General features: G+C 64.7%; 12 protein-coding genes and 1 tRNA gene. 6 read left to right on the top strand and 7 right to left on the bottom strand.

Going from position 1 to position 13210, the window contains the following annotated elements; genetic code table 11:
• The first annotated feature begins 2 nt into the window (after positions 1 to 2).
• Positions 3 to 932 carry a cation diffusion facilitator family transporter gene (locus tag ACXYN8_RS03220; protein WP_458887861.1) on the top strand — a complete coding sequence of 310 codons (930 nt, stop codon included), beginning with the start codon at positions 3 to 5 and terminating at the stop codon, positions 930 to 932.
• A gap of 112 nt (positions 933 to 1044) precedes the next feature.
• On the opposite strand, the gene clpX is transcribed toward ACXYN8_RS03220, so the two are convergent.
• Complete coding sequence (gene clpX, locus ACXYN8_RS03215) at positions 1045 to 2310, bottom strand: ATP-dependent Clp protease ATP-binding subunit ClpX (protein WP_458887860.1); 1266 nt, start codon at positions 2308 to 2310, stop codon at positions 1045 to 1047.
• 187 nt (positions 2311 to 2497) lie between these two features.
• Positions 2498 to 3196, bottom strand: coding sequence for an ATP-dependent Clp protease proteolytic subunit (locus ACXYN8_RS03210; RefSeq protein WP_458887859.1), 699 nt, complete (start codon positions 3194 to 3196; stop codon positions 2498 to 2500).
• Between the two features lie 188 nt (positions 3197 to 3384).
• Here ACXYN8_RS03210 and ACXYN8_RS03205 point away from each other — a divergent pair, with 188 nt between their 5' ends.
• The gene (locus ACXYN8_RS03205; protein WP_458887858.1) at positions 3385 to 5511 is read left to right on the top strand and encodes a TonB-dependent receptor plug domain-containing protein; all 2127 of its coding nucleotides are present in this window, start codon (positions 3385 to 3387) and stop codon (positions 5509 to 5511) included.
• A 70-nt stretch (positions 5512 to 5581) separates the two neighbouring features.
• Here ACXYN8_RS03205 and tig read toward each other — a convergent pair whose 3' ends face one another.
• Together tig and ACXYN8_RS03195 are read right to left on the bottom strand one after the other, a co-directional pair.
• Positions 5582 to 7147 (bottom strand): trigger factor, encoded by a 1566-nt coding sequence (tig, locus tag ACXYN8_RS03200; RefSeq protein ID WP_458887857.1) that lies wholly within the window; start codon positions 7145 to 7147, stop codon positions 5582 to 5584.
• 72 nt (positions 7148 to 7219) lie between these two features.
• Positions 7220 to 7304 (bottom strand) — tRNA-Leu (locus ACXYN8_RS03195).
• Between the two features lie 197 nt (positions 7305 to 7501).
• On the opposite strand from ACXYN8_RS03195, the gene ACXYN8_RS03190 reads away from it, so the two are divergent.
• Together ACXYN8_RS03190 and ACXYN8_RS03185 are read left to right on the top strand one after the other, a co-directional pair.
• Positions 7502 to 7681: a hypothetical protein gene (locus ACXYN8_RS03190; protein WP_458887856.1), complete on the top strand. Its 180-nt coding sequence runs from the start codon at positions 7502 to 7504 to the stop codon at positions 7679 to 7681.
• Positions 7682 to 7753: 72 nt separating this feature from the next.
• On the top strand, positions 7754 to 8059 hold the full coding sequence (locus ACXYN8_RS03185; protein ID WP_458887855.1) for a DUF3297 family protein: 306 nt from the start codon (positions 7754 to 7756) through the stop codon (positions 8057 to 8059).
• A 4-nt stretch (positions 8060 to 8063) separates the two neighbouring features.
• Here ACXYN8_RS03185 and ACXYN8_RS03180 read toward each other — a convergent pair whose 3' ends face one another.
• Positions 8064 to 8756, bottom strand: coding sequence for a CHAP domain-containing protein (locus ACXYN8_RS03180; RefSeq protein ID WP_458887854.1), 693 nt, complete (start codon positions 8754 to 8756; stop codon positions 8064 to 8066).
• Positions 8757 to 8931: 175 nt separating this feature from the next.
• Between ACXYN8_RS03180 and der the strand changes: the two genes are divergently transcribed.
• Together der and ACXYN8_RS03170 are read left to right on the top strand one after the other, a co-directional pair.
• On the top strand, positions 8932 to 10353 hold the full coding sequence (gene der / locus ACXYN8_RS03175) for a ribosome biogenesis GTPase Der (RefSeq protein ID WP_458888895.1): 1422 nt from the start codon (positions 8932 to 8934) through the stop codon (positions 10351 to 10353).
• A gap of 112 nt (positions 10354 to 10465) precedes the next feature.
• On the top strand, positions 10466 to 10666 hold the full coding sequence (locus ACXYN8_RS03170) for a hypothetical protein (protein ID WP_458887853.1): 201 nt from the start codon (positions 10466 to 10468) through the stop codon (positions 10664 to 10666).
• 7 nt (positions 10667 to 10673) lie between these two features.
• Here the strand turns inward: ACXYN8_RS03170 and ACXYN8_RS03165 are convergent, their stop codons facing one another.
• Both ACXYN8_RS03165 and ACXYN8_RS03160 read right to left on the bottom strand, forming a co-directional pair.
• On the bottom strand, positions 10674 to 11957 hold the full coding sequence (locus tag ACXYN8_RS03165) for a DUF418 domain-containing protein (RefSeq protein WP_458887852.1): 1284 nt from the start codon (positions 11955 to 11957) through the stop codon (positions 10674 to 10676).
• A 49-nt stretch (positions 11958 to 12006) separates the two neighbouring features.
• The gene (locus ACXYN8_RS03160) at positions 12007 to 13158 is read right to left on the bottom strand and encodes an SPOR domain-containing protein (protein ID WP_458887851.1); all 1152 of its coding nucleotides are present in this window, start codon (positions 13156 to 13158) and stop codon (positions 12007 to 12009) included.
• Positions 13159 to 13210 lie beyond the last annotated feature (52 nt).

Below are 13210 nucleotides of genomic sequence, written 5' to 3'. Positions count from 1 at the left end.
TCATGGGAAGCTTACACGCGACGCGGCACGAACATGATCACGGCCATGGCCACGGCGGGCACGGGCACGCCCACGCGCCCAAAGACTTCGGGCGCGCTTTCCTGATCGGCATCATCCTCAACACCGCCTTCGTCGTGGTCGAGGCTGTGTATGGTTGGCTGTCCGGCTCGATGGCGCTGATCGCGGATGCGGGGCACAATCTGTCGGACGTGCTCGCATTGTTTCTGGCATGGGCTGCAAGCGTTGCGGCCAAGCGGCCCGCGACCGCGCGTTTCACCTATGGCTTCAAGAGCAGCACGATCCTGGCGGCGCTGGCCAATGCCGGGCTGCTGCTCGTCGCGATTGCGCTGATCCTCTACGAGACGCTCCACCGCGTGGCCGAGCCTGCGCCGGTCGAAGGCATGACGATGGTGATCGTCGCCGGCATCGGCATCCTGATCAACGGCGGTACCGCCGCGCTGTTCATGCGCGGGCAGCACGACATCAACATTCGTGGCGCGTTCCTGCACATGGCGGCTGACGCGCTGGTGAGTCTCGGCGTGGTGCTGGCGGGCCTCGCCATCATCTGGACCGGGGCGCTGTGGATCGACCCTGCGGTGAGCATCGTGATCGTGCTGGTGATCGCCTGGGGCACCTGGAGCCTGCTGAAGGACAGCGTGGCGATGAGCCTGCTTGCCGTGCCAAAGGGTATCAACGAAAGCGCCGTGCGGACCTATCTGGCCGGGCTGGACGGCGTTGAGGCGGTGCATGACCTCCACATCTGGCCGATGAGCACGACGGAAACCGCCCTGACCGCACACCTTGTCATGCCCGGCGGCCACCCGGGCGACGCCTTCCTGCGCGACATTGCCGAGGAACTGGAGCACCACCATCGCATCGGGCACGCGACCATCCAGATCGAGCACAGTCGCGAATGTGCGGCCGGGTGCTAGTCAGCGGAAGAGAGCAGGGGGACACTCCCGCATCGCACCAAAACGATCGCGGCCGGGAAGGTATCGAAACCCTCCCGGCCGCCTATTCCGTTAGCCGTAAGAAACCGCCCGTTTACGCGGCTTCTTCCTTGCCCTTCTTGCCCGCATGGACCTGCACCGGTTCCTTGCGGCCTTCGACCACATCCTTGTCGACGACGATCTCGGTCACGCCTTCCATCGTCGGCAGGTCGAACATGGTGTCGAGCAGGATCGCTTCAACGATCGAGCGCAGGCCGCGCGCGCCGGTCTTGCGGGCGATAGCCCGCTCGGCAATCGCCTGGAGCGCGTCGTCCGTGAAGGTCAGTTCGACATCTTCCAGCTCGAACATCTTGGCGTACTGCTTGACCAGTGCGTTCTTCGGTTCCTGCAGGATCGTCACCAGCGCCGCGACGTCGAGGTCTTCCAGCGTGGCGATGACCGGCAGGCGGCCGACGAATTCAGGGATCAGGCCGAATTTCAGGAGATCTTCCGGCTCCGCCTTGGTCAGCAGTTCGCCCACGCGGCGCTTGTCCGGGTCGGCGACGTGCGCACCGAACCCGATGCTGCGCTTCTGCAGGCGGTCGGCGATGATCTTGTCCAGACCGGCGAAGGCTCCGCCGCAGATGAACAGGATGTTCGTCGTGTCGACCTGCAGGAATTCCTGCTGCGGATGCTTGCGCCCGCCCTGCGGCGGAACGCTGGCCGTGGTGCCTTCCATCAGCTTGAGCAGCGCCTGCTGCACGCCTTCGCCCGAAACGTCGCGCGTGATCGACGGGTTTTCGGCCTTGCGGCTGATCTTGTCGATTTCGTCGATGTAGACGATGCCGTGCTGCGCCTTGTCGACATTGTAGTCGCTGGACTGCAACAGCTTGAGGATGATGTTCTCCACATCCTCGCCCACGTAGCCGGCTTCGGTCAGCGTGGTGGCATCGGCCATGGTGAACGGCACATCGAAAGTGCGCGCCAGCGTCTGGGCGAGCAGCGTCTTGCCCGAACCCGTCGGCCCGACGAGCAGGATGTTGGACTTCGCCAGTTCGACATCGCCCGATTTGCCGGAATGCTTCAGCCGCTTGTAGTGGTTGTGCACGGCGACCGAGAGAACGCGCTTGGCGCGGTCCTGCCCGATCACGTAATCGTTCAACGTTTCGAAGATGTCGCGCGGCGGCGGAACGCCCCCGTCGCTCTTGGCGGCGAGGCCGGCCTTGGTTTCTTCGCGGATAATGTCGTTGCACAGTTCCACGCACTCGTCGCAGATGAACACGGTGGGGCCCGCGATCAGCTTGCGCACTTCGTGCTGGGACTTGCCGCAGAAGCTGCAGTACAGCGTGCTCTTGCTATCCGATCCGCTTAATTCAGTCATAAAGTCTTTTCCTGCCCCATTGATGGGGATTCGCAACCCGATACCCTAACCGCGCATCCAACACGGTCAATATCGGTTACCTATCACGCCACGGCTTTCGCGCGGCTGAAGTTTTGAGGTTGCCAAAAGGTGACAGTCACACGCCGGGGTTATCCACCCCCGCGCGCAACCCCATGCAGGCGAGCGATTACTCAGGCGCGCCACCGCTGCCGAGTTCGCCGTCGTCGCCTTCGATTTCCGGGCGCGTTTCGAACACCTTGTCCACGATGCCGAACTTCATCGCCTCTTCCGCTTCCAGGAAGGTGTCGCGATCCATGGCCTTCTCGATGTCGGACAGGCTCTGGCCGGTGTATTTGACGTAGAGATCGTTCATCCGCTTGCGGATGCGCAGGATCTCGCGCGCCTGGATCTCGATGTCCGAGGCCATGCCGCGTGCGCCGCCGCTGGGCTGGTGAACCATGATGCGGGCGTTCGGCAGCGCGATGCGCATACCCGGCTCGCCTGCGGCCAGCAGGAAGCTGCCCATGCTGGCGGCCTGGCCGATGCACACGGTCGACACGCGCGGCTTGATGTACTGCATCGTGTCGTGGATCGCCATGCCGGCCGTCACCACGCCGCCCGGCGAGTTGATGTACATGCTGATCGGCTTCGAGGGATTTTCGCTTTCCAGGAACAGCAGCTGGGCCGTGATGAGGCTCGCCATGCCGTCTTCCACTTGGCCGGTCACGAAGACGATGCGTTCGCGCAGCAGGCGGCTGAAGATGTCGAAGCTGCGTTCGCCCCGCGCAGTCTGTTCCACCACCATCGGCACCAGCGCGCCGGTAACGGGGTCGCGGGTGAACTGGCCCTGGGTGGCGTGAGCGTCGGAGCCGAACAGGTCGATCATGAAGTATCCTTTGGGTTTGAACCGAGCCGCCTATGTCGGCGCTGGTTTCGCGATGTTCAAGGGCATTAACATTGCTTCCCCAGCCCGTCTCCCGACCGGGTCCGCGGCGATGCCATTCGTCGGAGTTTTCGTGCTGTCGGTCGAGCGTGCGGCGTAGGTGTGTTAGCCCGGCGCTACAGCTTGATGCCATGAGGATGCCGAACAGTCTTGCCGCGCGGCTGCGCGCCGCCACCATGCTCGCGACGGGTCTGGCCGCGCTGACAGCTACGTCCGCGCAGGCGCAGGACGCGCCGGCAGAGGCGGATCCGGCGCAAATCGTCCCGACCGGCGACACCGACGCAGGCGCAAACACCGCGACCAGCTATAACCCCGACCAGTTTGTCCGCTTCGCCCCGCGCAACGCGCTCGACGTGCTGGAGCGTATCCCGGGCTTCACCGCCACCGGCGCAAATGACGACCAGCGCGGTCTCGGCCAGGCCACGGCGAACGTCCTCGTCAACGAGGAACGGCTGGCGAGCAAGTCCGACAGCGTGTTCGACCAGTTGCGCCGCATCCCGCTGTCCAACATCGTGCGGATCGACATCGTCGACGGCGCATCGCTCGAAGTCCCGGGGCTGTCGGGACAGGTCGCTAACGTCATCACCTCGCAGGGCGGCGTGTCTGGCCAGTTCACATGGCGCACCGGCTTTCGCGCGCACAACACAAAGGCGCAACTGTTCGGCGGGGAGGCTTCGCTGACCGGCAGCGCGGGCGCGCTCGATTACACCGTCGCGATCAGCAACGCCAACGACCGGTTCGGCGCCGATGGCCCGGTCGTCGTGTTCGATCCGCTCGGCAATCCGATCGAGCGGCAGGACACCAAGTTCTCCGGCGGGTTCGACAATCCGAAGATCGCGACCAACCTCGCCTACGACTTCGGGGGACAGGTGCTCGCCAAGCTTAATCTGAGCTACAATGAGGACGTCTTCTACCGCGACCAGCCGGAGACTGCACTGACCGCCGCTGGTGTGGGCCGCGTCCGTGACGCCCGCACGCGGGAGAACGGGCCGGAATACGAAATCGGCGGCGATGTCGAATTTCCGCTCGGCCCCGGCAAGCTGAAGCTGATCGGACTGGAGCGTTACGAGCGCGACAATTACAAGAGCGTCGTGATCGACCGCTTCGACGATGGTTCGGCAACGCAGGGGTTTCGTTTCAACCAGATCAACGCAACGGGCGAGCGTATCGGGCGTTTCGAATATGGCTGGAAACTATGGAACGCCGACTGGCAATTGTCGGGTGAGGCGGCATTCAACCGGCTCGATCGCGCGTCGGCCCTGTTCGAGATGGACGGGGCGGAGAACTTCGTCCCGGTAGCCTTCCCCAGCGGCACGGGCGGCGTGACGGAGGATCGATACGAAACGATCCTCAGCTTCGGCAAGCAGCTGACCCGTACGCTGGCATTCCAGGCAACCGGTGGGATGGAATACTCGATCCTCGAACAGACCGGGACGGCGGCCAATTCGCGCAAGTTCCAGCGCCCCAAGGGCTCGGCATCGCTGACGTGGAAACCGCGCGCCGACTTCGACATTTCCGCCGAGGTTCGCAGGCGCGTGGGCCAGTTGTCCTTCGGCGATTTCCTAGCCAGCGTGTCGCTCAACGACGACAATCAGAGTGGCGCGAACAACCAGCTCGTCCCCAACCAGAGCTGGAACGTCGAGGTCGAGGCAAACAAGCGGCTCGGCCCCTGGGGCTCGGTCAAGCTGGAGCTGCGACAGGCCTGGTTCGAGGATTTCATCGCTTACGTGCCCCTGCCCGATGGCGGGGAGGCGCGCGGCAACGTCGGCAATGCGGAGCGCACACATCTCGAAGGCAATGCCACGATCAATCTCGACCCGCTCGGCTGGCGGGGCGCGCGCGTGGAGGCGCGAGGCGTCAAGCGCTGGATGAGCGAAACGGACGCCTTCACCGGAGAGACCCGCCCGTTCTCCTACGACCTGATCGACGAACTGCAGGTCCAGTTGCGCCATGACATACCGCAAAGCGACTGGGCTTACGGCGGGTCGCTCTACACCAACCAAAACGCCCCTTACGCGCGGCGGTACGAGGTCGGTCGCGAAGGCGAGGGGCCGAGTTTTGTCGATCTCTATGTCGAGAACAAGGACGTCTTCGGCCTGACGGTGAACGCCCGCGTCGCCAATATCCTGGGCGCGCGAAATAAGTTCCAGCGGACGGTGTTCGCGGGTGACAGGCCGGACGCGCCGGTGCTGTTCAGCGAGGTGATGGACCGCAGGATCGGGCCGATCTTCCGCTTCTCCGTCAGCGGCGACTTCTAGCCCGCGAATAGCAAAGGGGCGGCCGGATCGCTCCGACCGCCCCTTTGGCAAATTGACAGGGCTGCGAAGATTACTTCTTCGCTGCGGCCTTCTTAGCAGGTGCCTTCTTGGCCGCGGGCTTCTTTGCCGGAGCCTTCTCGGCGGCATCGTCGTCCTTCTTGGCGGCAGCCTTCTTCGCCGGGGCCTTTTTGGCGGCAGGCTTCTTTTCGGCAGCCGCGTCGTCGGACGCATCGTCGGCCTTCGCAGCCTTCTTGGCCGGGGCCTTCTTCTTGGACGGAGCCTTCTTGGCCGGCTTCGCGTCGGTCTGCTCTTCCGCCTCGATTGCGGCCTGCAGTTCCTCGCGGGTCACTTCGCGCTCGGTGACTTCGGCCTTGTCGAACAGGAAGTCGACGACCTTCTCTTCATACAGCGGCGCGCGCAGCTGGGCGGCGGCCATCGGTTCGTTCTGGACATATTCCATGAACCGCTGGCGATCTTCCGGGCGATACTGCTGAGCCGCCTGCTGGATCAGCATCTGCATTTCCTGGTTGCTGATCTCGATGCCATTGGCCTGGCCAATTTCGCTTAACAGCAGGCCGAGGCGCACGCGGCGTTCGGCGATCTTGCGGTAATCGTCCTTCTCGGATTCGATTTCCTTCATCGCTGCGTCGGGGTCGTCTTCGCGGGCCGCTTCCTGGGTCAGCTGGGCCCAGATCTGGTCGAACTCCGCATCCACCATCGTCGGCGGCACGTCGAAATCATGGCCCGAAGCAAGCTGGTCGAGCAGCGAACGCTTCATCGCGGTGCGCGTCAGCCCGGCAGTTTCCTGCTCCAGCTGGCCCTTGAGCAGGCCCTTGAGCTGGTCGAGCCCTTCGAGGCCCATGTTCTTGGCGAAATCTTCGTCCACCTTCGTTTCGCTCGCGACCTTCACCTGGTGCACGGTGATATCGAATTCGGCTTCCTTGCCGGCGAGGTTTTCTGCCGGATAATCTTCCGGGAAGGTGACTTTGATGGTCTTTTTATCGCCGGTCTTCACGCCGGTCAGCTGTTCCTCGAAACCGGGGATGAAGCGGCCCGATCCGATTTCCAGCGGCTGGCCTTCGGCCTTGCCGCCTTCGAATTCGGTGCCATCGACGCGGCCGACGAAATCGATGATCAGCTGGTCGCCTTCGGCGGCCTTCTTCGTCTTCGGCGCGTCCTTGAAGCTCTTCTGGTTCTGGGCCAGTTCGCCAAGCTGTGCGTCAACCTGTTCGTCGGTGACCGGCACGATCAGCTTCTCAAGCGTCAGACCATCGGTCTTGGGCGCCTCGATGTCGGGCAGCACTTCCAGTGCGACGTCGATCTTGGCGTCCTTGCCTTCTTCATAACCTTCCTGAAGGTCGATCTTCGGCTGCAGCGCGGGGCGCAGCTTCTTGTCCTTCATCAGGCCGTCGATCGATTCGCGGATGGTCGCGTTCAGCGCGTCGCCGTGCAGCGCTTCGCCATGCATCTTCTTGACCAGGTTGGCCGGCACCTTGCCGGGGCGGAAGCCGGGCATCCGCACCTGCGGGGCGATCTTCTTCACCTCGGCATCGATGCGCGCGGCGATATCCTTGGCCGGGATGGTCAGCACATATTCGCGCTTCAGGCCGTCATTGGTCTTTTCATCGATCTGCATGGAAATAAACTTGCCTTCTTGCCTAATTCTGTCGCGGCCACTCCGGTAGAGTTGCCTGGTTCGCGGCGAAAGTGGTGCGGGCGAAGGGACTCGAACCCCCACATCTTGCGATACTGGTACCTAAAACCAGCGCGTCTACCAGTTCCGCCACGCCCGCAGCTTGATCGTCTTCGCCCGCAATGGGCCGCCCGAACGAAGCCGCACACCATATGCCGCACGGGGGCGCGAACCCCCGCGGGTGAAGGCGCGCCTTTAGTCACGCCTCGCCAAAAGGGCAAGCGGGATGGCGCGCGCGGCAGGATGCGGAACGCCGTGCGTGCGACGAACGTTGTGGAGGGTGAAAGGACAACCGCCATGGCCACCCAGCCCGATCCGAACCCCGACACCATCGATCCCGGCGCCCCGCCCGAGTCCCCGCCCCTGGAAAATCCCGCCGAAACGCCCGGAGGCAATCCCGACGAGATCGAGCCGCCGACGCCCGACTACGACAACCCTGACCGCAGCCCGATCGAAACGCCGCCGCCGCCCGACTGAACGATACGGGGACTTGCCGCCTTGTCGCCGTCGCCCTAGGGCGAGCCGCATTCCAATTTAGCCGGAACCGACATGAGCGACGAACAGACCACCCCGCCCGCAGCCGATGCGAAGACCGACCTTCCGCCGGACCGCATCGCTATCGATCCGTCGAGCGAGTTCTTCGACGCGGATAAGCTGCAACGCGGCATCGGCATCCGGTTCAAGGACGTGGTTCGCACCAATGTCGAAGAATATTGCGTGTCCGAAGGTTGGGTCCGTGTGCAGGCGGGCAAGACCATGGATCGCAAGGGCCGCCCGCTGACGCTGAAGCTCAACGGGCCGGTAGAGGCATGGTACGAAGACCTCGGTGACGAACCGCCGGTCCTGAAAGCCTGATTGCTCAGTAGATCGCCGGCAGCCCTGCCGCCTCGGCGAACTCCGTGTTTTTCCTGGGTTTGCGCTGCTTCTTCGGCTTGGTCGGGGCGGCGTCGAAGCCTTTGCCGAATGCTTCGGTAAAAGCCTTCGAATCCTTCAGCCGTGCCGGGCCGTCGTCGATTCGCGCGATTTGCGGGCTGTATCGCGGCGCGGCAGCCTCTGCCGGATAGATGAAGCCTTCGACCGGCCACGGCGTCTTGCCGAGCGCTTGCAGCGGTGCGTACCACACGCGCACCTCGCTCCAGTCGTTCGCCGGAGAGACGTCGATGGCCTGCACGTCGTTTTCGATCTGGCCGCGGCGACCATTGATCGGGCTCCAGTTGGCATGGCGCAGCAATACGGTGCGCGAATCGATCACCCGGCTGACCGCAGCCACGTGACCGAGCTTCATGTTGCGGTGCGGCCGGAACGCCATCACCGCACCGACCTGCGGCGTGCGACCACGGGCGAACCGCCCCTCAGCCTGCTTCCACCAAGTATGCGCATCGCCGTAGATCTGGATGCCGGAGACCTGCCGCGCGTAAGGAACGCATTGCAGATAGGCGGGTATTTCCGCCCGCTCGCGAAAATCGACGTCCGCCGCGTTCGAATTCGCCAGCGCCGGTGCGGCCGCGCCGAGCGCTGCCCCTGCTGCCAGAATGATCGAAATACCCCTCATGGCGTTGGAGGATGGCGCCATATGGTTAAGATCGCCTTTCCGGGCGCTCTCGCCCGGTCAATGAGGCGGTTTGGCTTGCCAATCGGCGGGCAAGCGGCCACCTCGCGCGACGAAACGAGAAACTGCAATGTCCGAAGACGAAATCCCCGCCCTGCCCGAAGATACACCTGTGCCGATGCCGGTCGAAATCCCGGCGAAGCCCACGGTCATCATCATCGGGCGCCCCAATGTCGGCAAGTCGACCCTGTTCAACCGCCTGGTCGGCAAGAAGCTGGCGCTGGTCGACGATCAGCCCGGCGTGACGCGCGATCGCCGCATGGGCGATGCCGAGATCGCAGGGCTCGAGTTCACGGTGGTCGATACCGCCGGATGGGAAGACGAGGACCCCGACACGCTGCCGGGCCGGATGCGCGCCCAGACCGAGGTCAGCCTCGACGGGGCCGACGCCGCCATGTTCGTGATCGACGCGCGCGCCGGTCTTACCCCGCTGGACGAGGAAATCGGCCGCTGGCTGCGCGAACAGGACGTGCCGGTAGTGCTGGTCGCCAACAAGGCCGAAGGGCAGGCGGGCGAATCGGGCGTGCTGGAAAGCTATTCGCTGGGCCTTGGCGAACCTGTCGCGCTGTCCGCAGAGCACGGCGAAGGCATCGCCGACCTGTTCGGCGGCCTGTGGCCGATCGTCGGCGCGATCGAGGAACAGCGCAACCTCGCGCTGGCCGAGCAAAAGGCCGCGGGCGGTGCCGAAGCCGCCGATGGCCCGCTGAAGCTCGCCATCGTGGGGCGCCCGAACGCAGGCAAGTCCACGCTGATCAACCGCCTGCTTGGCGAAGACCGCCTGCTCACCGGCCCGGAAGCCGGCATTACCCGCGATTCGATCGCCGTCGACTGGGAATGGACGGACAAGAAGTCCGGTGAGACGCACGACATCCGCCTGATCGACACCGCCGGGATGCGGAAACGCGCGCAGGTGACCGACAAGCTGGAAAAGCTGTCCGTCGCCGACGCCAAGCGCGCCGTGGACTTCGCGGAAGTCGTCGTGCTGCTGCTCGACGCGACGAGGGGGCTGGAAGTTCAGGACCTCAAGATCGCCTCCATGGTGCTGGAGGAAGGGCGCGCGCTGATGATCGCGATCAACAAATGGGACGTTGCCGGCGAAGTCGGCACGCAGGACGCCAGCTCGATCTTCAACGGCATCAAGGGCGCGCTCGACGAAGGGCTGTCGCAGGTGCGCGGCCTGCCGCTGTTCGCCGTCAGCGCCAAGACCGGCAAGGGCCTCGACGAAATGCTGCGCGCCGCCTTCGTGCTGCGCGAAAGCTGGTCGAAGCGCGTGCCGACATCGGCGCTCAACCGCTGGTTCGACGATGCTCTGGAAGCGAACCCGCCGCCCGCCCCCAAGGGCAAGCGGATCAAGCTGCGCTACATCACGCAGGCAGGCACCCGCCCGCCGCGCTTCGTGGTGTTCGGCAACCGCCTGGACCTGCTGCCCAAGAGTTACGAGCGTTATCTCGTCAACGGCATCCGGCGGGAACTGGGCTTCGATTCGGTCCCGGTTCGCGTGGTGTTGAAAGGCGGGCAGAACCCCTTCGCCAAGCGCTGACGCGGTAAGGTTTCGCAAACCTTACCGCTTAGCTGCGTATTCACCACTAGGCGCGCAACACCCCTTCTGACGCGCGGGCGACGCCCCGTGCGAAGGATAGGGGGTGACAGCCATGATCTCTTTCGCAAAGGGCGTGCTTCCCGGTGCGCTGCTGACCTGGCTGGTCAGCCTGTTCGTTGGCACGGGTGGATCGCACGGCGGGTTCCTCAACGTCCATCTGATGACCGTGCAGGGCGAACATTTCTTCTGGTCCTGGCCGCTGTTCTTCACCGGAACCGCGCTATCGGCCTTTTTCTTCGCCACTCTCGATTGAGCGCAACCTAGCGGCGCAGGGGAAAGACCTTGCCATAGGTCAGGCAGCGCCACAGCCATTCGAGCGGGCCGAAGCGATAGCGCGCAAGCCACGGGAGCGGCCACAGCAGCATCGCCGCCCAGGCAATCGCGACCACCACGTAAAGCTCCGGCCGATCGAGCCTGCCGAACAGCCCGCCGGCCCAGCCGTGGAAGACCAGCATCATCGCGATCGACGTGCCGAGGTAATTGGTAAAAGCCGTGCGCCCAGCGGCCGAAATGCGCTGCCCCAGCCATCCGTTCGCCGCTGGCGCGATCAGCACCAACATTGCGGCATAGCCCAGGATCATCGGCAGGCGCGGCAGCGGGGAAAAGCCGACGAAAGCGGCCAGCGTACCGTAGTAGGTCAGCCCGTTCCCCTTGGTCCAAAGCCCGATTAGCAGGGTCAGCGCGCCGCCAACGACGATGCCGAGCGCGCCCCAGCGCAGCAATTTGCGCTGGCTCATCCCGCCGGAGAAGAAGCCCATTCGATACAGCCCCATGCCGACCAGCATCAGCGGCAGGGTCTCGCCTAGCCACAGGAACAGGAAGAACGGCACGTCGGAAGCATGGCGAATGATGTTGTGGGAAGCGAAACCGGCGTAGTCCCCGCTCTGGATCAGCGCCGCTTCGAGATTCCCGTCTGCGAGGTCGTCCCGCTCCGACTGCTCCAGATTGACGCGCATTTCCGCAAAGGCCGCCTGCTCTCCCATCGGCGTGTCCGCTACGAAGGGCAGCGGCCCCATCGACAGCGCGTAGAGGATCGACCCGGCCACGAAGCCCAGCAATCCGAGCGTCAGCTGCGTCTTCGCCTCCCACCGCATACACAGCAGCGCGACGAAGCCGCAAATGGCATAGGAAAACAGGATATCGCCGCGCCATACCAGGAACAGGTGCGCCGCGCCGAACAGGGCGAGCCAGAACAGCCGCCGCGCCTGCACCCAGCGCGTGCCTCCGCGCGCCCAGGTCCGTTCCATGAACAGCACCATTCCGGCACCGAACAGGAGCGTGAACAGGCCGCGGAACTTGCCGTCGACCAGTACGAACTGCGTCAACCACATCCAGCCACCATCGTCATTGGGCGGAACCAGAAACGCGTCGGGGTACATATAGGCAGTCATCGGCTGACCGAAGGCGACGATATTGGCGAGCAATATGCCGAGAATCGCGATGCCGCGCGTAAAGTCGAGGCTGCCTATCCGCTCCTCCACCCGCACAGGCTGGTCGGGCGTGCGCCCTTCGATTGCTTGGTATGTTCCGAAATCTGCCGACATTATCGCCCCCTATTGCAAGGCGGGGCTTATGTGCCGCCGGTTCGCTTGTCTATCGCGTTACCAGGCAGTCCTGGCCCGAACGCTTGAGCGCGGCGCAGGCCGTGTCGGCCTGCTCGCGCGACGCGTATCCTCCGGCGAGCAGCTTGGTCACCCGTCCCACTGGCACCAGCAGGCGTTGCCGCCCGGCCAGTTCGCTGCGGTCCGACAGGCGCGACCAGAGTTTTTCCGCGTTGCCCGCCACACCGAAGGCACCGAGCTGGATTTTCCATGGCCCGCCGCTCGCCTCGCGCGCCGGTGGAGGGGCCGGAGCCGTCACAGCCGCAACTTCCACTACGGGCGGCGTGGGTCGGGTAACGGGCGCGGCGACGCCAGCGTAGTCCGCGCCCGCCATCGCCGGGCTTTCATTGCCCGTGGCGCGGGCGGCTTCTGCAACCGCGGCCGTTGCAGCACTGACCGTGGGACGGGTGGGCGTGGCATTGGCGGGAGCTACCGTCGCCACAGGGGCGCTACGTGGCGGCGCCTTGGTGGCGAGTGCGGTGCCGTAGGAGAGGTCCGCCGCCGCCAGCTGGCGCGAGCGTTCCGCATCGGCCTGCTGGCGCAATTGCATCGCCAGACCTGCCGCCTGCTGGCGTTGTTCGAGCGGAATGTGCTTGTCCATCTCGGCAATCGCGTTGCTCGCCTGTGGTAGTCCGGCGCCGTTGGCCAGCGTCAGGAGAGCATATGCGCGCACCCAGTCCGACTGGACCATGTCGCCGTTGAAATGCGCGATGCCGAGCAGATATTGCGCGCGCGGATCGCCGCGGCCTGCGGCAGCCTCCACATAGGGAAGCGCCTGTTCGCGCCGCCCGTCCTGGAACAGCATGAGGCCGTAGGTATCCGCCGCTTCGACATGGCCCTGCGCCGCGGCCTTGCGGTAGAGGTCTTCCGCGCGGCCCTTGTCCGCGCTCACTCCGCGTCCCAGGCGGTAGGCCTGCGCCATGTTGAACTGCGCGTCCGCATCTCCGCGAGCGACCGGCCCCTGCCACTGCGCGACCGCAGTGACGTAGTCGCCCCGCGACCAGGCATCGACGCCGTCCTTGACGTCCGCCAGCGCCGGGCTGGCGAATGCGGCGCTGGCCGCCAACGCTGCCGCCGCGACCACCTTCAGCGAAGTGCCAAAGCCCTGCGAAACCTTCATCGACCCGTTTCCCCGATCACTCATCGAAAAGCTGCCATAGCAAACGACCCCTTAGCAAAGAGTTTCCAACGCTCCC

Source organism: Altererythrobacter sp. CAU 1778, assembly GCF_054482795.1.
Note: the sequence above shows the minus strand (reverse complement) of the source record. Positions and strands in the feature narration are given on the sequence as shown.